This window comes from Bacillus sp. SG20033 (assembly GCF_044570195.1).
Lineage (GTDB): Bacteria > Bacillota > Bacilli > Bacillales > Bacillaceae > Bacillus > Bacillus subtilis.
On the sequence record NZ_CP172606.1, the window covers coordinates 1954233 to 1976978 of the forward strand.

Sequence of the window (22746 nt, forward strand, 5' to 3'; positions counted from 1 at the left end):
ACTCTCCCTCGTCGATAAGAATCTCTCCTTTATTAATACTACGTATATCATTATTGACCTTTATATTTTATTACCAACATTTACATCGAACTTTTGTTCTTATTTATATTGAATAAAGAACATTTGTTCTGTTAATATTAGATCAATAAAGGAGTGAGTCGATATGCTTAGGGATCGAGGAACAATCAAATGGACATCACTGATGCTTCCAGAACATTTAACACAACTTAAACAAGATTTGATTGATGTATCAAAAATTGAAAAACCATCCTTAGATGACCAACAAATTGAAGAGATGGATCTTCTCGTCTCTGAGGCACTTGAATTTAATAAAGAGTTGAGATTTAAACTCTTTAACAATGGATTCGTTGAAAATGTCACCGGCAGAGTCCATTACATTAATTTTGAACAACACAGGCTTCATGTAAAAGACCAGAATGATAATACAGTTTATATCAACATGAATAACATCATAGGAGTTACATACAATGATTGATTACTCACAATTTCCACGAAAGAATATACTTTGTGTCGATATGAAATCCTTTTATGCTTCTGTATCGGCTGTAACAAGGGGGCTTAACCCTTTAACATGTTATCTTGCTGTTGTAGGAAATACGGAGAGACAGGGAAGTGTAGTGTTAGCTGCGTCTCCTGCACTTAAAAAAGATTTTGGAATCAAAACAGGATCGAGACTGTTCGAGATACCTGAAGATCCAAGAATACACATTGTAAATCCACAAATGAAGCTTTTCATCAGAGTTTCAACTGAGATTACAAAACTGTTTTACAGATTTGTCCCCGAAAAATGTGTCCATACGTATTCAATTGATGAATCTTTTTTAGATGCAGGAAAAGAAGATCCTGAAGAAATGGCCAAGGCAATCCAAAGCAGCATGTGGAGAGAGTTTGGCCTGATGTGTACAGTTGGAATTGGTGACAATATGTTGCTTAGTAAGCTTGCGCTTGACCTGGATAGTAAGAAAACGAAAAGTGGCATTGCACGTTGGAGATATGAAGATGTGCCAAATAAACTCTGGAAGGTTCACCCGTTGTCTAAAATGTGGGGGATAGGAGGGAGGATGGAAAGAAATCTGAATCGGATGGGAATATCAACTGTAGGTCAGTTAGCTAAATTTCCCTTAGAGCTGCTTGAAAAGAAGTTCGGAATAATGGGAAACCAGTTGTATTATCATGCTCATGGAATCGATTTATCAGAAATAGGAGCTCCTTTGATGCAAGGGCAGATTAGTTTTGGTAAGAGTCAGATTTTACTGAGGGATTATATAAGGAGAGAAGAGATTAAGGCTGTTCTTTTGGAAATTTGCGAGGAAGTCGCAAGAAGGGCACGTACACACAACAAAGCTGGTCGAACAATCAGCCTGGGTATTGGATACAGTAAGGATGATCTTGGTGGTGGTTTTCATCGATCCAAAACAATTGATCTTCCCACAAATATCACGATGGACATATATAGATGTTGCTTGATGCTATTTGATAAGTTTTACTCGGGTAAAACAGTGAGAAGTATCTCAGTTACGTTATCAAATATTGAGGATGATGTTAATCAACAGTTGAGTTTATTTGAAGTGGATAATGAAAAGAGAAGGGAACTTGGGTTTGTAATGGATGGGATTAGAAGTAAATACGGATCGAAAGCGATTCTTAGAGCAGTTTCTTATACATCTGCTGGTACTGCGCTTCACAGAGCAGGGCTGACTGGTGGACATAAATCATAAAATAAAAGCCCACTCAAATGTTTGAGTAGGGCTAAATAAATTAATCAACCTTTTTTAACCTCCGACAGGCCTTTCAGCTACCTGGATGTTAGATGGTGAATCTGTACTCAATTGCGTTAAAGCTACTCCACTTAAAATCACAGCTAAAATAGATACGCAAAGCACAAGTTTTTTCATAAGATTCCCTCCACCTGATTCATTTTCTGTTCAGCCCAAATTTTCGCATTGAAAAAGCTCGTTGCTTCTTCAAAAGCACCTATTGATTCAAACCTTTTTGCAGCTATGTAGGACAATTCATCTACACTTTCAAGTTCATTTTGCTGTTTTAAAAACTCAATATTACTAATACAATTATTGAAATTATTTTTTAACTCCCCACAATAAAGGTTATACAGGATGCTGATTTTGGCTTCGTATACTTTATTCTCCATTGATATGAGTCTTTCCTGTGCTTTATTGTAAAAATTAATGGCTTTCATTTTTTCGTCAATTTTAAAGAGTTCTTTAATCATCATGAATAAAGAATTTATATAATAAATAGAATTTAACCAAGATTCATTCCCTATTGCTTTTTCAAGAGATTTAATGCATTTATCAGGTTTGTTCCAATCAGAATAAACGATACTGAGGTTGTGATATAATTGAGCTTTCAAAAATTCATCTTTTGTTTCTTTTGCAATATCAATTGCTTCTAAATAATATTTTTCTGCTTCCTCAAATCGTTTTATATCAGCATAGTTTGCAGCTGCAATCATTGTTGATGTAGCTAGTTTGCATTTATAATCAGGGTGTCGCTTATATATTGAAATTGCATTTTTTATATAGTGTTGTGCCACAATGCTTTGTTTAACAAGAGTATATAAGTAAGAGACTTTAGAGTAAAATTCAGCTGCTTCAATTTCATCCGGAATTTCTGCAAGCTTTTTCTCAGCTAATCCATATAAGTTAATTGCTCTATCATAGTTTTTGTTGTATGCCTCATACATTGCTTCAAATAGATAAAAGTTGTATTCTAATTTATCATTTGTTTTTTTAATGAAGTTTTGATTGTCTTCAGTAAAATAGGTGTGCTTTTGTAAAGGCTCTCCTCGTGAAGAGTGCAGCAACATTTTATGTCTTTCTTCTAATAGACTATAATACGCAAGAACTTCTTGATCTTCTTCCATTTCATCAAAAAGTTTCTTTATCTCTGAATAATATTTTATTGATTCATCAACCTTTTGTTTTTTTATAGCAATGTACCAGTCATTCAGTGTAGTAGCGACAACTTCAGAAGCGATCTTACTCATTTAAACCCCTCTTTCTGAAAATTTCAAAAATCTCTCGAAAACAATCATAACATAGTCATTGAAAAAATTGTAAAAGGATGTAAAGTTTTCTGCATTTTTTTCATTTGAAATAACGAAAAAAATACCCTCCTCAATCAAGAGAAGGGTATGGGGTTTATCTCGGTGAATCATAATCCATTGCTTGTTCACTATCAGAAATACCTTGAGTTGTTGGATCAACAATAATGCCCATTGCAGTTAAAAAAGTCAGAAGAGCATTAAATTTCTCTGTTAAATCGTCACCAAATACAGTCAAGTCATATCCAAAAGCAGAGGCAATTGCTTGTACGAATAACAGCGTTGCAGAGAAAATTGCGACAAGAAATGTTTTCTTTTTCAGTCTTACTTTCCAGTTGATTTTAGTCATTAAATCGTCTCCTGTTAATTTTATTTGAGGCCAAAGTGCATAAGCAACCATGCACCGATAATAGTGGTAATTACACTTGGCAGCACCTTGAATACAAGGTCTTTTGTAAACTGAGAGGGATCAATTTTGCGAGTAGAATCAGAGCGCTCCAATATTTCAACTCGATTGTCCAGTTTTTCATACGATTTGCTTAGATTTTTTAAACTGTTGCTCATTTCATTAAGAGTGCTGAACTGTTCTCTTGATTGTGCTTGAGAGTCTTTATTAATTTCGACTTGTTGCTCAACAAGCGTAGCTATACGACCGATAACATTTGTTCTTTCTTCAAGAGAGTCTATCTTGTTATTAGTGTGTTTTGCTTTTTCTTCTAGTGCGCTTAATCTTGAAATGGTGCTTTGCTCAAAGTTATCCATTTGTCACCAACCTTTAATGAATATAGAAAGGTGACATTACATCACCTCCTAAAATTAAGAGGATAGTCACTGATACATTAGATCAACAAATATCCTCCGAGATAATTGAATATAATTAGATTTTTGAACCGAACTGTCCTGAGATGTATCCGCGTTTATCGTTATAAATAACTTCCCAGTAACCTTTGGAATTGTTTTTACCTTTAATTGAACCAGAAATTGAAATAGTGCTTCCAAGCTTGACTGTGCCGATATTTTTAGAACTATTTCGATCAGGTTTGTCCATTACGATTGCTGCGCTTGATACACCAACAATTTTGATTTTTCCAACGGATTTAATAGATGAGGAGCTTGAGGAAGTTGTTGATGTTGTTTTTGTGGCAGGAGAAGAGGATTTAACTGATCCTGTAACATCAACATATTTGTCAGAAGCAGTGATGTAATATGTAGCGCCTTTAGAGTTCTTAACTTTGTATTGATAGGCAGATCCAACTTTAACTTTCTCTACAACTGTAGGGAATCCAACACCTTTATTTACTGTGCCGACAACGTCTTTATCTTCCCATGATGGTTTGGAGTAGAAACGAAGACCGTTAACTTTTGATTTAAGAGAACCACTTGCTGCTGATGAAGAGGAAGAAGAGGATGTAGTTGGTTTGGTTGATGTTTTAGTTGGAGTAGTTGATTTGCCACCGAGAGCTTTTAATTCAGCAGCAATTGCAGCTTTAACTTCATTCCAACGCCCTTCATCAAGAACTCGATGCGGGCAGTACTTACCAGACCAGTCTTGATGCTTTTTAACTCGATCCACACCCCATCCACGTTCTTTAAGGAGCTGGGCAATAAACTTAATAGCCAACGCTTCAGCTTTTCTATAGCGTTCTCCACCTGATTTAGAGTAGCAAACTTCAACACCGATTGATTTGCGGTTTCCAGTTCCGTATTCACCGTCACCACAATGAAAAGCACTTCGGTTTGTTGGAAGTCCTTGAACCACCTCTTTGTCGTCTACAGCAAAGTGATATGATACCGTTTCATTGTTATTTCTCATATAACTGATCTCATTATTTGCGCTTGCGTCGTTTGCCGTATTGTGGAAAGTAATATACTCGGCTGTCATAGCATAGCGACCTTTGATTGGGTATTTGCCAGGGGATACTAACATTTGTCTCGCTTGAATTGTCATAAAAACATCTCTCCTAATAAGTAAATTTGAACACAAAAAAGAGAGAAGGGGACAAAACCCAATCTCTCTTTATCTCACGTATGCTCTTGTTATCTCTGTTTTTCAAGTATGTATTTTGAATAAAATCTATATTTTATCTAGAACATAACCACCACCTCAAGTTAGGATTCACTCTTAGTAGTTATTTTACGAATGTAATCATCTTTGTTCGTCCCGTAATAGCCATTGAAACTGGATTCCCCAAGAACAATGATACGGCCAGTTCCTTTGGTGTTGGCTACATTTACCTCAGTAGCTTCAGCTTCTACTAAAATAGCGAATTCTTTTTCAACACCTCTAATTCGATTTCCTTCTATTCTCCCATCGTAGCCGTTCTCAACATAAATTCCTCCACGACCTCTTCCACTACCTTGTTCTTTATTATTATTTAAGACATTATTATCTCTAACATCAAAATGGTCACATTTTTGAACAAATATGCCGTTTCGGCCAGTGGTGTTGATCTCATTCCTATCAATTGATACGTGGTAGGACTTTACAACGGTGGAAGAAGTGTCCCTACTCTTAGCGAGGTATACTGCTTCTGTATCTACATTTGAAACACCATTTCCAGAAATAAAAGTGTTGAAACATCCTTCAACCCACAGTCCTCTTCGTCCTCCGTAAATTTTATTATTGTTAACGAAAACGTTTCTAGCAAAGACAAGTTTTATTGCCTGTTCATCATTGTATTTACCAATCTCTTTTCCTTTTAATTTGAAGTAGTTACCCGATATGCGGATTTCATCGTTCCAAGCTATTTCTTTATTATAAATTTGGCCAAACGCAACAACTCCACTGGATGCATAATCGTAGAAATCATTTCCTTCAATTAACACATTTTGTCCATTTTGTGGACGATTCATCTGTACACCATCTGTATTTTTAGAGCTTTCAATTCCACCACCAGCTTGTGAAATACGCACACACTCTTTATTACGAATGAACATATTGTTTTTAATCTTAACGTTGTTCCATTTAAAAGTTCGAACTCCAGCAAACCCACAGTCCTCAATAACATTATTAAAAATGGTGATATTACTTTGAAAAACATCATAAACGGTATAATGATTCCCTATAGCACAGCCCCAACCACCCAACAGTTTAGATTTTCCAAAATAATTATGCGCAATATAAACATTTGTGTTAGGTGTGGCATCAAATTCACCAAATTGATTTAGTCCTATTTCAATGAATTCTCCAAGTTGAATAGCCTCTGAATAGTTTCTCTGTCCAGTAAGATCAATAAAACCAGTGAATTTGTTATTTGTAATTCGAAGATTATCACATCCATTAGCATCAATCGCATGAGCGCTTATCGTATCTTTAAATGTTACATTGTCTATTGAAATATTTTTGGCATGTCCAAGAATTATGGAATCCATAGCATTCGTGGGATACTTATCAAAGTTTGCATAATTCCCATCCAAAATACCGCCTTCAATGATTATGTTTCCTCTCCCTGAATAACCTTTGAATTTATCAGTTGGCGTTCCATTAGAAAAGAATCCTCCTGCCCATCCTCTGAGCAGAATACAATTTTGAGCCATAGTCACCCGAGTATTTTCATAGACAAACATTCTTTTTTCAATTAAATATTTGCCACCGGGAATAAAAAGTTGCCCCCCGCCTTCATTATGAATTTCATCCAGCGCTTTTTGAATAGCCTCAGCCGAAGCTTTTTCCCCAGTAGGGTCTGCTCCATAACTAAGAGCATTTTTAAAATAAATTTTTTTATTTAGAGAACTGGAGCTTTCATTAATTATTTCCTCCAGATTGGCTATCTTATTATCAACATTTTTATCCAATTGATCTACTTTCTCATTAATTTTGAGAAAGTCAGAGTTAATTCTCTCTTTAGCTGAAGAGTAAATGTGATTATCATTGTCAATCTTAATATCATCTAAAGATTTAATATCGTCAGCAGTATATCTATTATTTTCAGATTTTAATCCTACTGCGTCTATCGGAATCCATTTCTGTGATTCTTCATCATAGTAGCCCATTGTGTTTACAGGTATTGACATAATATCCCTCCTTTTTTACTCTTTCCTAATCCAGATCAAATCAGTTTCTGGGGCATCTTTTGATGGTTTAACTCTTTTTTTACTTGGTGATGTATTGGTTCTTAGCCAAACAGCCCGAATGTTATAAGGCTCAACATAACTTGATAAAATGTTGTAGCCATCAAATTTATCTGAGATGCTAATGTCGATCCAATCAAAACCGTCCCAACGATACTCGATCCCGGTTTCTCTAATAGTGACTGTCCAGCCAATTTGAGGATTTGGGTAAGTATCGATTAAATCTTGAAATGTAAAAACCATCGGCAAATATATTTTTCTGGTATTTTCAACGACATACTCGTAATCAGAAGTTGCTTGCCTACACCAGTTTGTTATTTCGATACATCGTTTTGTTACTCGTTCACATTCGGCTATTCGTTCGTTCATCCGAATTATTGTGTCTTCAGCATCATCAATTAGTCCTTGCAGAGTCTCAATAACCATATTGCCTTGGCGTTTAATCCAAATGCGAGAGGCGGGGAAGAAGGACGCTCCTTCGCCACTATAATTAAAGGTTAAAGATTTCCCTTCATTTGAAGCATCAAAAAAGACAACTCCCATAAGGTAATCAACCTTAAAATAGTTGTCTTCAAGTTCACCATCTTCAATTTCTCGCCATTCCTTCTTATCTCCAATAATTTCCACGCGGAACTCTCTGTTAGGAATCTCAGTTAGGAGCGCTCTTCCGTTGTATACAGTTAATGTCTCGTTATAAGTTAGATACGGGTCTTCAACAGAACCTTTTCTCTTTTTACTTAAAATTGGGTCATTATATAGTTCAGCAAAATCCGCCAGTTTAATCACCTCCGTTAATTTTGTTGATAAGCTTCCCATATATATTTAACGTTTAATTTATTTCCTCTGCAGTTGCTATCTGAACCTGTGACAAATAGATTTCTTCCCAAAGCACCGTAGTTTAAATCTCCTCCAATAAGGGAAAGTCCAGTTGAAGTAACTTGATAGACATAGCCTCCCATTTGACTTTCAATTACAAGCTGACTATCTTCAGGTGATATCGGAGTTATTTTGACTAAATCGGGAGTAAAGCTAAGGGGAATTTGTTTGCTTAGTGTGCCGTCTCCTATATAAGTGCCCTTTGCGAACTTAGGAGGTAGGGGGATATTTTCAGCTAATGCATAATCAGATGCTGCTCGTCCACCTAACAACTCTGCATTGCCGTCTATCGAACCACTAATAATTCCTAGTTCATTGCGCACTGGTATTGAATTTGGCGAGGTGGTTGCAGAAGCTGTAAAACCATTTAAGGAGTCTGCTGAACCTGCAGATGAGACAATCCATTCTTCTCCGTTAAACAGTTCTTGTTTATTGTTCTGGGGATTGATCCAAATTGTCCCTGTCTCTGGATCTTCTGGCTTAGTTTCTGTGGAGATTGTATAGAGACCATTAACTTTTCCACTAAGGCTTCCTTTTACTTCGATAGATGGAGAAGGGAGGTAGGGGTTTTCAGAAGGATGAGTTGATTTAACTATATCCGAAAGAAGAATCTGATTTATATCTATATCAGCATCTACTCTTCGATAAGCTTGAACACCGATAGTGTAGTACATATTTGAAGGTAATCCGGTAAAAGTAGCTGTACGCCTGTCATATTTAACATTTTGCAAATTTTCACTTGCCTGCACAGAACCAAACGTGTACTCTTCATTTTCATCACTGCCGTGCAAATAAACCTCAAATCCATCGATGTTGTATTTGTCCTCATCGGAATCTACATAGTCCCACTGGATTGTAATATCGACTGATCCATTATCGTTTACCTTATGGGTAATAGCGGTGCCGTCAGAGGCAATGGTGGGGGCGGCAGGCGGTACAGAAATTCTGTCATTTCGTATATTGAAGTTTTCAGTTACTTTGTCCCACTCAATCTTTCTTTTGTTTAATTCAGTGCTTATTTTGTTTGTTCTGTAAACGGTTTTTATAATTTTCTCAAAATCAGATTGAACTCTTTTTCCATTTGTAACTGTGACACTAATATTTTTTTGTTCAAAATCAATTGTTATTGCTGAAAGTATGGCTTTAATATCGGTATTTAAATCACTCTGTTGAACTCGCACTATGTCTCCTAAACTGAACCTATCCCAGTTATGTTTTTCACTAATACAGTTAAAAAAGTTTACAATATCGAGTGTTACATTCACTGGCGGTGTATTACGACTTTCGAGTTCTTCGTTGGCATCATCATAAAGTTCATTCTCATCATAGATGCTGTCATTTGACCACTCAGTTGTCGAAATGAAACGTGAGAGCAGTTTTTGCTGATTTTCACTAAAATTGTTCTCAAAAGAAAGCTTTTCTTTAAGCTTAGAAATTGAAGCAGATATTTGAGAAATTGTTGATTCAATCGTAGCAATTTGGTTTTTCTTTTCTGCAACTGCTTTCTGCTTTACGGCAAGTTGAGCTTTTAGTTGACTTGTGTCATCTCCAGCTTTCTTCGCAACTTCAATTCGATCTAATAACTTTTGGACTTCTAGATCAAGTGTGTAAAGCTCATTATTCAATTCGGTTAAACCAGTTTCAGCTTCATTCTTTTGGGTGAGAAGTTTATTAAACGCATTTCCTTCGCTATTAACAAGATCATTATAATCAAGAATTGCATGACAAAGTTCATCTGGCATATAGGCACTGTGGGAAATTACATTTCGTTGTTCGTCACGTTGAAAGGGGAAGAGGAAATAAGAGAAATCATCAATGTACGATTGGCCAGTCGGGTTCACTGAATTAATACTTATGCCATCTTTTCCAGTAGCATACAGTCTTGTTACCAATTCGTCTGCATCATCAGAATCGTCCATGCTAATCATATATTGCCGAGGGTTCAGTTTAAGGCCTTTGTATTTCGAAATGTCTGATTCTTTATAAAAGCTTACAGTTTCATTTACTGTATCAAAGACTGGGACTGCATCGAACTTCTCGCAGATTGAATATAAAAAATCAAGCTTGTTAGTTGATGATACGTCAAACTGTCTCCGTTTTATGTTAAAGAGAGTATCTATGTATCCAACCGTCCAACTGGTATTCTTTAAACAGTCTGTAACTACTTCCTGGAGATTTTTAGATGTCTCCTCATATTTAAGAACGTTTATTCTACTCAATTCATGTTGAAGAGATCTGCACTCAATTTGTATAGTATCCATTTCACTGCTGAAAGACTTGGTTCTTTTTGTGATAATAAACCAAATCGTAAGCCCATAGAACTCAGTTTTAATTAGGTACCAGGGGTTTAGTAAATCTACAACATGATTCCTTTTAATGACCCCATCATAGGTGGCCTTAAGCGGAATAGAGAAGGAGAGTTCGTGAACGTTGCTTCCATGATTTAAAGTTACAGTTGGATTCAGAACTTCATCAATGTTGGCTATTTTAGTCTTGTCTGGCTTAGCAAGGGATAAGCGTATGTTTTTTATTTCTGTATCCTTGCGAATAGTTATCAATTTTTCACCTTCTTATCGATACTTAAATCTGAAAGTGAGTCTCAGTTTGCATTTTCCGGTCACTTTTAATCGGTTTTTTCCGTAATCCAATCTAATATAATTGTCATTGAAATCATCATATCTTTCATTCCCATATAAAGACGACTCGATTATTTCTTTATCACCATTCACTTTAACAATTTCTCTGTCTTTTAGATTGCTAAATATAAAGGGTTCAGTATAATCACTCAGGTTCTCGATTTTCACATCGCCGTCACCAATTTTAAGAATTTCAACAGTAGGGTAAATCACAACATCACCTTTGTTATGGAGTTCAATGATTTTCATTCCTGATGATATATCAAAGGAGTGGGTACTTGTGTTTCGACTGTATGCATAAGGGGAGTTGCATTTCATTGTCAAACGAACATATCCATGTCTAGCCGCATTATGGACTAAATCACTGGTGTCCACGGGCATTGCATAATACACAATGTCTAAATTTTCACTGAAAGCTAAGGGCTTGTAATCATCAACATCTAGCCAGCGCTTAATTGCTCTTATTTTTTTCTCATCATAATTTTCACCAACATAAAAGTTTAAAGGAAATTGTTTTGCTTCTCTTTTGACACCTTCAGTGTACGGCTCTGATCTTCCTTTTACATAAGTTTCATTAACTGATCGTGAACCCAAAAAAGATTCCTCAACTAACCCAGACTCTGTATTAACGTTTTCCACTCCGTAGTCAATGGACTTTTCGTTGTCAAACAGGAAATATTGGCTCTGTCTAATCAATTTTTCACCCCCAATATAAAAAGAGCCGGCTTTAGCCGACTCATGTTATGTTGAAATTCAGTCCAGTATTTTTAAGACCATTTGCTAATTGTTTGTACACTAAGCTTGCAGTTTCTTTAGCATTACTAGCTTCTGTTACATTAATTGTGAATGAGTTCTGATTGTTTGATGTATTTCCTTGAGGTGTAGAAGGGGTTGCAGTAGGTGCCGAGAAGTTCTTAAGAGTTGGAATTAAGCCTTTAGTTAGACTTGTTTGACTAGCAACTGCAGCGTTCATTGCTGGTGTAACAAGAGAAATACTCTTACTTAAAACATCTGAAATTTTACCAGGTTGACCCCATTTAGAGGTAGTCTTTACTGAATTATCAGTGGACGTTTGACGAACTTGTTTCACAGCTTCCAGCATGTTTTCAGTATCTGTCTTGTTTAAAATAAGTTCCTTGTCATGTAAGAATGCAAGCTTTCCTGCTCCAAGTCCTGTGCCTGTATATCCACCAGAAGCAAATGATGACACCTTTTTACCTGTTGTATTTCCAGTTGTAACGGTATTTAATGCACTGGCAGCGTCCTTAAGCTTATCAATCAAGTTATTGGAAATACTTTTCCCAATCGACTTCATATTCTCGTTAATGAACTTGGTGAATTCATTAAGCTGTTTAGCGATATCAGTGATTTTACCATCCATAAGCTTATCTTCAAGCTTTTTGAATGCTCGTTCATCATTTACCAGGTCATCGTACTTGTTGTTAATTGATTCTTCATCTTTATCAAGCTGATCTTGAAGGGCTTCTTTCCGTTTTGTGTTGCTACGATCTTTTATATACTCATCCAAAGCTTCCTGTTGTTCTTGAAGTTGTTTCTCTAGGTCTTTGACTTGCGATTTAGCCTCAGAGGAGTCGTCCATGGAAAGTTTACTGATCTTATCTTTTGTTTCCTGTATTGCTTGGTTTTTCTCCTTCAATTCCTTTTGATATTTAGCTTCTTCGTCTTCTTTGTCGATCTCATCAATCTTATCTTGTGTCGCTTTCTGATGGGCTTCTAACTCAATATCCCGCATTTTTTCGTACATCTCTTTGTAGATGGATACAACTTCATCAGCCAATGATTTATAGATATCCTTGATCGACTTCTTGGTGTTATAAAGCTCAAGGTTAAAATCTTTCTGTTTATCTTTCCAGTTTTCGATTTCTTCAGTGATCTGTTCCTGGATGTCAGGGAAACCTTTCGCAGCTTTCTTTTGCTCTTCAAGCTGTTTGATATATTTTTTGGCTTCCTTTTGTTGTTGCTGAATGAGCTTTATCTGTTTGCTATAGTACTTAACCTTGTCCTCATCTTCTTCAGTCATTGAAATTTTATTATCAACATCTTTAATTTTCCCTTGGGTTTTAGAAGATGACTTTTCAATTGACTTAAGCGTCTCATCAACTTTAGATTGGACAAGTTGCTTCTGTAGCTCACGAACCTGATCTTGAACAGAAATTAAATCTAGTTTGGCTTGTTTAAGCTCTTCTTGAAGCTGGGCACGTTGAGCGGAGTTCAATGCTTTATTTGTTTTTATTTCTTTTTGAATCCAATTAACTTTTTGTTGTTGGATTTTAGCTTGTTCTGCAACAGCTTTTTTCTGATCAGAGGTGTATTTGCGGAATTCCTTGCTGTCAGAAGTGTATCGGTTAGCCATTGATTCATCTTTAGCTATCCGAACATCAAAATCCCCAATTCTTTTATCAAACTCATCGAGTTTGGATTGAACTAGTTCATACTGAAGTTCTTGAATCTGATCATTGACTGAATCTATATCTCCTTGAAGGGAGAGAAGATCAGATTTAGCCTGGGCTATCCCTTGTTGCCGTTCTGCCTCAGCTTGTGACGCATCTGAAATAGAAGTTCCAATACCTTGCATGTACTTTTCAGGATCGATTGTTTTTCCATTTTGTTCGATCTGTAAATGAAGATGGTTCCCAGTTGAGTTCCCTGTGCTACCAACTTTACCAATAGTTTGACCGGCTTTAACTGATTGACCTGTTTTAACAGAAGGAGTGTTAAGCATGTGCATGTACTTGGCAACTGTTCCATCGTCCTGTTTAATAACAACCCAGTTACCTGCAGTTTTACTGTAGCCAGCAATTTGGACTTTACCACTTTGAAGAGATTTAATTGCTGTACCTGCTTTTGCAGCAAAATCAGTTCCTTTGTGTGGGGAGGAGCGGAGACCGGATTCCTGTTGTCCATATTTGGAGCTTACCCTAAAAGCGCTATTATTTGTATAATAGCTGGCGATTGAAGAAGTGGCAGAGGAGAGGGATTTGCTGTAGTTGGCCATGATCTTCTTGACGTAATTCTGTGTTTCTTTAAAAGGAGGGATACCACCATATTTAATTACGTTACCAGGCCCAGCATTATATGCAGCCAATGCTTTTTCAACATTACCGCCAAACTTTTCAAGCTGTTGGGCGAGGTACTTTGTTCCACCCATAACATTTTGATAAGGATCGTAAGCGTTATTTACTCCTAAGCTTTTCGCTGTTGCTGGCATCAGTTGCATTAATCCCATGGCACCTACACCAGATCGTGCTTTAGCATTAAACCCTGATTCTTGCTGAATTACAGCTGCAATAAGGGCAGGGTCAACATTGTATTTACTAGCTGCTGAATTTATGTAGCTTGAATACTTGCCTGAATATAAGCCACCAGTTGAAGTAGAGGTTCCGCCAGAAGAAGTTGTAGAGGTTACAATACCATATTGAGTAATGTTACCGGATTTAATTTGATCTTTAAGCAGCTTAGCTTGTTCCTGCATAAGCTTTTTCTTTTGCTGAAGTGCTTTAATTTCTTTCTTAATTGCATCTCGATATTTCTGAGAATATTTCGGATAATCATTGACCTGCTTGTTGTACTTGTCAATCTCAGCATTAACTTTTTCTAATGCTTCCTTGTATTTATCAACAACATACATAGAAGTTTTTACTTCTTCAGAAGCTTTTTCTGCAGATGAAGACATGTCTTCCATTGATGTACCAGTCTCTGATAGAGAAGAGGAAGCTAAATCAGCTAATTTATCAAGCTCTTCAAGTTGATCTGTAATATCAGTAACTTGATTTAATTCTTCTTGAGTTTTAGGGAGGTATTGAATTGCTCCGCCATTACCTTTTTTCATTTCCTCAAGAATTTTCTTCTTTTGTTTTTCAATATCTGATTTCATATTATACGCATCTTGAACAGTCTTGATCGCTTTAACTTCGGATTTATACATATTAATCTTCTTGTTTAAAGCATTAGCTTGATTTATTAGATCCTGCTTAACAGACTGTTGCATATCATTGTATGCTTTTAGCTTGGCGTCACGCAGCTTAACAACTGCATCTCTGTTTATTTTCACAACGCCATTTTCAATTGAAATAGCGTCTGCAAGATCGTTTTCCTTCTGGATTAGCTTCATAGCTTCTGAAGCTGATAAACTCTTGCCTTCTGCCATTTTTTCAAGCAATTCATTTAAAGGGGAGATGTTATCAGCCATGGCATCATAAGCATCGTTTTGCATTGCGGAAATGGCTAAATCATTTTGCTTAGAATCAACAAGGTCACGAATAATGGAGCTAATTGCTTCGAAGTCACCTTTGGCATCTTTAAGTTTGTCAGATAGGGTGCCAATAGATTCTCCTAAAGCATCTACGCCCTCTCCATTTTCATCCCATGTTACTTTAGCTGATTCGGCTGAATTGTTTGTTGAGTCAATAGCATCCTTAAGATCCCCATATGAAAGTACAAGTCCACTTGCCTTATCAGAGCCATTTACATATTGACTTATGAGGTTTTCAAGACCTTGAGATGCTTTAGAAAAATCTGTCTGATTTCCTGATTGTAGAGCCTTTTGTATCTTATCCATATATTGAGATACATTGATAGAAAAGGACTCTAACTGCGATGCATCCATTTTGCTGAAATCAATTTTGTTAAATGCATCATTGACTTCTTTGGTGAGCTGAGGATTAATTTTTATGGAGTTAAATGCTTCGACTGTTTTGGAAACTTGCTCACGAATTTTTGACTGTGAGCTAGATAGAGATTGTTCAACACGAAGAGCTTCTTGTTCAGCTTTAACACCTTGATTTTTAATTGAGCTGTCATCTGCAAAGGGATTTTCAAAGTATGACCAAAAATCTTTACCTTTTGAGTATGCATCAGCCATCTTTTTGTATTGATCAATTTCAGCCTGAAGATCCTTAATTTCTTTCAAACTATCCGAAAAAGTGTCTTTGGCACCCGTTTGAATATCTTTCTTATTGAGGTCGGCTAGTTCTTGTGTATATTTGATGGCATCTTGTAGAGCGTCGTTATTTTTAATTATTGCTTGGCCTTGTGAGTCGTAACCAGCAACTAAGTTAGGAAACGTTTGAGCTAATTGTTGCGTGACCTGAAGATACTCCTGTTCTTTTTCAGAACTTAAAGTACCTGATTCTTTTGCTTTTTGAAGCTCTTTGTATTGAGCAATTAATTGATCTGTTGTGTCTTTATTGGTCGTAATTGCTTCAATGCTTGTAATTTTAGCTTGTTCAAAATCTTCTCGTGCTTGTTTTAATTTGGAGTATGAGGATATTAGCTTCTCAATAACAACACCAAAAGCCATCATTGCTGCCATAGGAAGGAAGCTACCAGCTAGGAAAGCTCCTGTAGTCACTGCTGCCTTTTTTAAGTTCGTAAGTGAAGTTGAAAAAGCAGTTGTGATTTTACTCCAAATTGCTGTTTTGGCTGAAGCTGCTGTCACTCCAACCGTAAAAGTATTAAAATTAAGGATAAGATTTTTTAGAGCTGTACCCATTGCAGTGCCTGAAGTTATAGCACTTGCACGAAGTGAAGAGTTAAATAATATTACTGCAGCTGTTGCTGCTCCAAATACTTGCGGAAGTAATCCAACGGACTTGGTTACTTGGGCACTTAATTGCATTAAATTTTTTAACGCATCAGCGAACACTATGATACTATCAGATATTAACGCTTCACCTGATGACACAGACATTTCTGTAAAAGCATTGGATAAACGATTAACTCTTGCTTGCAAGCTATCGGCATATTTTTGTTGCTCTTTCCATGAACTACCCACTGAATTTGCAGCAGTATTCGCAGCACTTTGGGCAATGGAGAAGTTATTCATCATTGCGTTAAAACGAGATAACTGATAAATACCCGCAACGCCTATTGATGTATTTTGTTTCTGAGCATCACTTAACGTATCCCATTTCCCAGCGAGTTCCTCAATTAATTCGCTCGAAGACTTAGCTTCACCACCAGCTGTTTTAACTGAGATACCAATCTCTTCTAATGCCTTGATTGAACTTTGGTTATTACCAATACGAGCAAAAATGGTCTTTAGTGAGTTCCCTACAATATTTCCTGACTCACGAGTTGTGCTGGCAATTGCTGTTGTGTAACCAATTAAGTCGTTTAATTCAACACCGAAAGTAGAGGCTGTAGAACCAGCTTTCCTAATACTATTTGCAAGGTCTAAGGTGCTAACAGCATAGTTGTTATCAACTTCATTAAGTTTGTCAGCAATTGAGATTGACTCACCTGCTGCAACATTAAAGTTAAGCATTGCTGCTGTTAAAGTGTTAACAGTGTCGTTTGGATTTAAATCTGAAATGTTCTGTAACACTTGAGCTGTTTTAGTTACGTCACCAAGCTCAGATTCACTAATTCCCATACGTCCAAATGATCCAGTGATTTCTAAGATGTCTGATATCTTATTAGAAAGCTGATCACCGAGATCAATTGAGGATTCTAGCAGCTCATTAAACTTGTAATCAGGTAAATCCATTACACGTCTAATGTCTGTCATTAAAGTATCGATTTGAATGACTTGCTCCACCATTGACTTTAATGCTTGAACTCCTGAATAGAACATCGTCCCACTCAGAAAATATGCGGGCATACGACTAAATGATTGTGCTAATTGTTCTCCAAAGCCTGAAACGTTAGAAGAAGCAGATGATGCATTCGCAGATACTTCTCTGAACTGCATATTGAGATTCTGCATTTGTGTTCTTAAATTAGGGGTTCTTGCCGTAAGTTGGTTAACTGAGTTGAGATAATTCTGTAGGGCAGAGGAGTTAACAGTGCTAAGTGAACTGCCGTAACGAGTATTGAGGTTTTGAACATTTATTTGCGCTTGACGTTGATATAATTGAACTTGATGCTCAAGTTCTTTTGTTTTTGCTTTAGCGGTAGAGGAATCATCAAGTCGTTTAATACGATTTGCAATTTGATCAATTTGAGCAGCAGTTTGAGCACCGTTAATTGAAGTGGAAAGTCGAGAGAGCACCTGGGAAGAGACTAATCCTTTTTCTCTTAACTTTTCTAAGGTTTGGTTTAATTGTTCAATTGCTTTCCGTTGTTGATCGTAGTTAGTTGTAGTTTTTGAAGAAGTTGTATTAGTTTTAGGATCAGTCGTATAAACAATATCTTCAAAACCGTTACGGTTTTTCTGTACCACCTTTGTGGTTTGGCCTTGTAAGTTCTTTTGTTCGGTCTTTTTTTGTACTTGACCTAATTTTTCAGTGGCTTGAGCGAGTTTGTTAACTTCTTGAGTTTCTTGTCTTAGAGCGGCATTGCGATTATTAATTATTTTAGTTTCACGTTGAAGAATCTCACCGTTTTTCTTGTATTGCTGGGTGAGCTTTTCAACTGATCCATCAGCATTCTTTATTACTGTGGACGTTTCTTTTACTGTTTGATTATAGGATTTTAGATTTTTTTGATACGCATCTACAGCAGAAGAGAATTCTTGCAGAGCTTTTAAGGTTGTAGAATCAATATTTGTGTTTAGTTTGAGGGAGTTAAGCTTTTTTTCTAAAGATTTGATTTGCTGATTTAAATGTTCGACAGTTTTTGATGAGGTATCAGCTTGCGGGGTTAATATGATTTTGAGGTTTTGACTCAAGTAAGAATCACTTCCTTTCAGTAGGGGAGGGGGAAAATAAAAAAGCCACTCAGCTATTGAGCGACTTTACTTCCTTTGCGTATTGCTATTTCCATAATCCCTTGCCAAATTTCAACATTAGATAAAGCTTCCTTAACTTTTTGATCATCTTGTTTAAATCCTTTAGTGTTTTGTAAGCCAGTATCAGTTTTACTTGGTAAGAACTCTATTTTAGTTATGGGGTTAGAAAAATCATCAAGTTTTAACTTAAGATCAATCTTTCTAAAATATTTGGACTCAGTTCTGTCTGAAGATAACCCTCCAACAAGAGCTCCAATGCCTCCTGCAGCAAGTCCTCCGATAACGGCTCCTGCCACTTGACTACCTCTAGAAACTCTTGTTATGGATTGATCGTCAATAGCTATCTCTGCTTCGATTATCTTGCTAAACGGAATTGATTTTTCTTCAATTGCTAATATTTCATTGAAATGATGAATAACAAACTTATTGTCGGATTCAACTAAAGTCAGCTTTTTATTTTTATCTGGGGTTAGATATGACTTATAATTCTTTGGGTAATTTCCTGCGGAAATTATTTTCTCTAAATTTTGTTTTTCTATTTCCTTTTGTTTATCTACTCCAAAATCTCCTATTATAAAGAAAGCAGCTATTACTAACAAAACAATAATCGCCCAAATCATTCAACCACCACCAGTATTATTTTCCTGCATTATATCATGTTTTTCAAGAAGTAAGACTGAATTGTAGAGATGGGATGATTAAGTTTCTTTTTCTGATTTCACTTGTTCCAGTAAACTTCTAAAGAATACTGCACTAACTCTTCTTGGAGATTCTTTTATAATCATATAAACTAAAGGAGGAACTAAAATTGCTCCCATTATAACCCCAAAAACAATATTTAATTTCACATATAAGTTTACTAAAAGGGCACATATTGCTGTAACGGAAGCTAAGTATTTTCCATGATCAAATTGCGATTCAATTCTTTTCATCCGTGCTATCATATAGATCAAACAATCATGATCAAGTTTTCTCAAAAGGCTTAGCGATTCAATTAAGTTTCCTTCAGTTTGTTTTGTGAAATTGTCATGAAGGAATTTATTCAATTCTTTATCAGTTGAAGTCATTAAAAAATATTTATAGTCTTGCACATCCAATGTTCTCACCTCTCCATATTATCGACAAATATGGAAAAATGTTAAATCTTATAATTAATTAAAGGAAAGGATCCCATTCTCCTCTAAGTTTTCTAATTTAATTATGCACTTAGCGCATAATCTCTCGGAAATAAAAGGCCCATTATTAAATTCTAAATAGGGAAATTCGCCTTTGAATTGCTCTACTTTTACAACATCTATTGAAACATGCTGAAAAGAGAATGAACTAGAACTACAGCCCCTACAATATTCTGAATTAATTATTGCGTTACAATGAAAACAAAAAAGAGCTTCTTCTGTTAATCCAGAACCTAAAGGAATTTCACTTGAAACTTCAGAATTGCATTTGCATTCTGGACATTCTTTACTAGGTAATAAACCGCAACTAAAACATTGTACAATGTTTTCTTGTGGGTCAAACCAACTATAGTCCTCTGTTCCACAATTTATGCAATCCGTAAATACACATCCCTGAGAAACTTTAGATTCTACGAAAGCTAAAAAAAGATCCTCACGGATTTCTTCATCAGAATTAGAAAGTATAACTTCTTGAATATTACCAAAGGAATGACCACAGTTAAAACATTGTATTTTATCATCTTTAGGAATAAGTTTTTCCAGAGTGCACAAAGGACAAGGAACAGGTGTGGAAAGTGTTTTTTCAGATGTCTTTTCTACATCAATTGTAAGTCCCTTAACTTGTACATGATAAACTTTCCTTATATCATCGATTTTCACAATTAAATCCCAGTTGGCGATCACTTCTGAAAGTAATTTATTTTTAAATCGTCTTACTACTAAATCTAAAGCATATAAAGTCTTTGCATATAAGTGGGTAGGATGGTTATTTGCATCAAAAACCACATCTTTGTGAATAATTTGATTTCTAAGGTTTCTTATTGAGTCAAAGACTTCGACTTCATGTTTTTTAATGAATTTATTTTCAGAGGCGTAAACCAATTTAATTCTTTGTACTAAATTTTCAGCTTTTACTGTTTTATCCTTATTGTTATCTAAACTTTCATTAATAAACAGGGGATGTTTATCTTCAAGTATACTTTTTAATACTAATTCAACCCCGTTTGCTAATAGCAAAATTGCATATTTAAATTCCCTTTCTTCTCCTTGTACTGCAAAAAGAAAAGACTCTGTACTCTTATTTATAAAATCTATTGCATTATCATATAATCTTAATTCTAATATCTTGCTCATAAGCGCTCCTTGTTTTTCTTTAATTATATGATATTGGTATATAAAAGACACATAATATTTCAAACATAAGCAAAATCCCTCAATTGAAGGATCTTGATTCTGCATAAAAGAGGGATTTTAACTAAACAAATATTTTATTCTTTTCTTCTTCAAAATCCCGTAAATCATAATGTTTGATTGTTGTTGATACATCTTCATGATGAGCTACATATTTGCTTATCAATTCAATTTTGATTTTCTTAACTTCTAGGAGATAAGTGATGCATGAAGCTTTGAAGAGGTGAGGGTTAATACGCCGGCCAAGAATGTCTGATAAAACGTCCGAACAAAAATAATCAGCCCAAGACTCTGACATCTGTTTAGGCTCTCCGCCATACTGAGTAGTGAAGAGGTATTCATGATCATAACCGCGTTTTTCATGCCACAATCGAAGGTACTCTAATGCTTCTGTGTTTATCATGTACTCAAGAGGCTTTCCTTCACCTTTACCTTTTCCAAATACCTTATGACTCATCACATATGACTGACCTTCGGGGATAGGATAATCTAATATTTCTGTTTTAAGCTGTATGAGTTCTGCTCTTCGCCCGCCAACATTAAAAGCTGTGGCAAGCCAGGCCATTCCTAAATAATTTTCGTCCTCTTTTAGGGCGTCCATCATTAGCTTGTAATCATAATATGTAACCTTTACTTTTTCATATGTTGTGGTTTTTGGAATAGATGGGAGTCCACGGGTGAAGTTTCTGAATTTCTCATAATTCTCATCATCTTCTGCAACAACATTTTCAATATAGTTGTTTAATGATGATACACCAGCTTTTTTTAATGCAATCCCACTGGAAGACATTCCACGATTTTTTAAGAAACTTTGATACCTAATGAAATCACGTTTTGAGATCTTATAAAGTTTTTTGCCGTTAAGAGAGGTATGTACCCACCAAAAAAATTGACGAAGGGAGGAGTAATATTGTTTTCGTGTTTTATCTCTAAACGAGTGTGCATCTAAAAACTCTTGAACTAAGTTTCTATGTTCCTCGTCAACTTGCTCCCACATTGATTCCGTGACCTCGGGAAGCTTTGTTGCTCGAGACCTGAGCATATTCTTTTCAATTGATTTGGTCATTAATTCACCACCATTAGTACGTTTTAATTCCGTCTGCTTTTAAATCACTTTTTAATGCCTCTGTTAATCGTCCATCTTTTAGAGTCTCGGCAGTATTCTTCATAAAAGGACGAGGCTTCCCGTAGCCATAACCATATGAATCTGGATATGTATAGCCCTTTCCAGTTTCAATGACTGTTGCAACATCTTTTCCTCCATCTTCTCTAATATTGTCCAATGATACCCCGTTGCTTTCGTTAATGGTTATAAAAGAATCTTTAATTTGTCCTGTGCGCTCATAAAGAAGGGGACTATAGGCACCATAAACATCTTCTTCAACATGTTCTTGGCCTGTTTTCACCATAATTTGTTTCACATCGGAGGAATACTTATGTATAGTCTGAATGGCTGCTTTCTCAATCATTACTTTAATTTCCTTTATATTTTTCGCCATTATTGCAAGTCAGTGCTACCTTCAATTTCTTCGACTTTCTGAAGGATAAGATTATTAGCTTCTTCCTGAGATTTTTTTGATAACTCATCTATGTTTTGTTGCAACATCATAGTGGCCTTTCCCAGCTTCTCTAGACTTTCTTTAGGGAAACTTTTAATAATCAAAGGGAAATACTCTGAGTCTACCAGTTTAAGATACCACTTAACTTTATTTTTAATGTCATTTGGAATGCCCAAGTCCGTAAATTCTTTTATAAGTGAAAAGAATGTCCATTGAACTGGATTTATATCCTTAAAAGATTTGATTCCTGCTTCTTTTGCTTCATCTTGGTCAGAAATCAATCCGGCTAACATTTTTGTTAACCGAGAAGGGGAGAAGTGTGGATAGATGAATACATGTACGTCATCAGTTAATTGGACTTTTTCTTTCTTGTCATATTTACTGACACTTTCCTCGATTAAACCTAAATTTAATTTCTTTGATGCCATTTAATTTCCTCCTTTAATATCCCTTGAATACATTA

At 35.8% G+C, this 22746-nt stretch carries 18 protein-coding genes; 2 read left to right on the top strand and 16 right to left on the bottom strand.

The genetic code is table 11. The annotated features are described in order from the left end of the window. Positions 1–163 precede the first annotated feature (163 nt). Complete coding sequence (locus ACFVP7_RS10035) at positions 164–496, top strand: YolD-like family protein (protein ID WP_109962767.1); 333 nt, start codon at positions 164–166, stop codon at positions 494–496. Continuing rightward, entirely contained in the window at positions 489–1739 is a 1251-nt protein-coding gene (locus ACFVP7_RS10040; protein ID WP_396583182.1) for a DNA polymerase thumb domain-containing protein, read from the top strand. The genes ACFVP7_RS10035 and ACFVP7_RS10040 overlap by 8 nt, the downstream gene beginning before the upstream one ends. 54 nt (positions 1740–1793) lie before the next feature. Here ACFVP7_RS10040 and phrK read toward each other — a convergent pair whose 3' ends face one another. The 16 genes from phrK to ACFVP7_RS10120 all read right to left on the bottom strand — a co-directional run bounded on the left by phrK (position 1794) and on the right by ACFVP7_RS10120 (position 22711). Then, on the bottom strand, positions 1794–1916 hold the full coding sequence (gene phrK, locus ACFVP7_RS10045; protein WP_004399440.1) for a phosphatase RapK inhibitor PhrK: 123 nt from the start codon (positions 1914–1916) through the stop codon (positions 1794–1796). Beyond that, positions 1913–3028 carry a response regulator aspartate phosphatase RapK gene (gene rapK, locus ACFVP7_RS10050; protein ID WP_396583183.1) on the bottom strand — a complete coding sequence of 372 codons (1116 nt, stop codon included), beginning with the start codon at positions 3026–3028 and terminating at the stop codon, positions 1913–1915. The genes phrK and rapK overlap by 4 nt, the downstream gene beginning before the upstream one ends. 154 nt (positions 3029–3182) lie before the next feature. Continuing rightward, positions 3183–3434 (bottom strand): phage holin, encoded by a 252-nt coding sequence (locus ACFVP7_RS10055; protein ID WP_017696899.1) that lies wholly within the window; start codon positions 3432–3434, stop codon positions 3183–3185. A 20-nt stretch (positions 3435–3454) separates the two neighbouring features. Beyond that, a complete protein-coding gene (locus ACFVP7_RS10060; RefSeq protein ID WP_071581349.1) occupies positions 3455–3847 on the bottom strand; it encodes a hypothetical protein in 393 nt (130 codons plus the stop codon). Between the two features lie 115 nt (positions 3848–3962). Further along, positions 3963–5033 (bottom strand): N-acetylmuramoyl-L-alanine amidase family protein, encoded by a 1071-nt coding sequence (locus ACFVP7_RS10065; RefSeq protein ID WP_396583184.1) that lies wholly within the window; start codon positions 5031–5033, stop codon positions 3963–3965. A 161-nt stretch (positions 5034–5194) separates the two neighbouring features. Beyond that, positions 5195–7099 carry a right-handed parallel beta-helix repeat-containing protein gene (locus ACFVP7_RS10070; RefSeq protein ID WP_396583185.1) on the bottom strand — a complete coding sequence of 635 codons (1905 nt, stop codon included), beginning with the start codon at positions 7097–7099 and terminating at the stop codon, positions 5195–5197. A gap of 15 nt (positions 7100–7114) precedes the next feature. Beyond that, the gene (locus tag ACFVP7_RS10075; protein WP_396583260.1) at positions 7115–7933 is read right to left on the bottom strand and encodes a hypothetical protein; all 819 of its coding nucleotides are present in this window, start codon (positions 7931–7933) and stop codon (positions 7115–7117) included. Between the two features lie 14 nt (positions 7934–7947). Next, complete coding sequence (locus tag ACFVP7_RS10080) at positions 7948–10590, bottom strand: phage tail protein (protein WP_396583186.1); 2643 nt, start codon at positions 10588–10590, stop codon at positions 7948–7950. Positions 10591–10602: 12 nt separating this feature from the next. After that, entirely contained in the window at positions 10603–11364 is a 762-nt protein-coding gene (locus ACFVP7_RS10085) for a distal tail protein Dit (RefSeq protein ID WP_041337017.1), read from the bottom strand. 40 nt (positions 11365–11404) lie between these two features. Then, positions 11405–18298 carry a phage tail tape measure protein gene (locus tag ACFVP7_RS10090; RefSeq protein WP_396583187.1) on the bottom strand — a complete coding sequence of 2298 codons (6894 nt, stop codon included), beginning with the start codon at positions 18296–18298 and terminating at the stop codon, positions 11405–11407. 53 nt (positions 18299–18351) lie between these two features. Further along, entirely contained in the window at positions 18352–18978 is a 627-nt protein-coding gene (locus tag ACFVP7_RS10095) for a hypothetical protein (RefSeq protein ID WP_396583188.1), read from the bottom strand. Between the two features lie 78 nt (positions 18979–19056). After that, positions 19057–19455: a hypothetical protein gene (locus ACFVP7_RS10100; protein WP_396583189.1), complete on the bottom strand. Its 399-nt coding sequence runs from the start codon at positions 19453–19455 to the stop codon at positions 19057–19059. A 54-nt stretch (positions 19456–19509) separates the two neighbouring features. Further along, positions 19510–20667 (bottom strand): hypothetical protein, encoded by a 1158-nt coding sequence (locus ACFVP7_RS10105; RefSeq protein ID WP_396583190.1) that lies wholly within the window; start codon positions 20665–20667, stop codon positions 19510–19512. Between the two features lie 121 nt (positions 20668–20788). Then, positions 20789–21790: a tyrosine-type recombinase/integrase gene (locus ACFVP7_RS10110; RefSeq protein ID WP_396583191.1), complete on the bottom strand. Its 1002-nt coding sequence runs from the start codon at positions 21788–21790 to the stop codon at positions 20789–20791. Between the two features lie 13 nt (positions 21791–21803). Beyond that, on the bottom strand, positions 21804–22223 hold the full coding sequence (locus ACFVP7_RS10115; RefSeq protein ID WP_396583192.1) for a hypothetical protein: 420 nt from the start codon (positions 22221–22223) through the stop codon (positions 21804–21806). Further along, positions 22223–22711: a hypothetical protein gene (locus tag ACFVP7_RS10120; RefSeq protein WP_396583193.1), complete on the bottom strand. Its 489-nt coding sequence runs from the start codon at positions 22709–22711 to the stop codon at positions 22223–22225. The genes ACFVP7_RS10115 and ACFVP7_RS10120 overlap by 1 nt, the downstream gene beginning before the upstream one ends. Between the last annotated feature and the right edge of the window lie 35 nt (positions 22712–22746).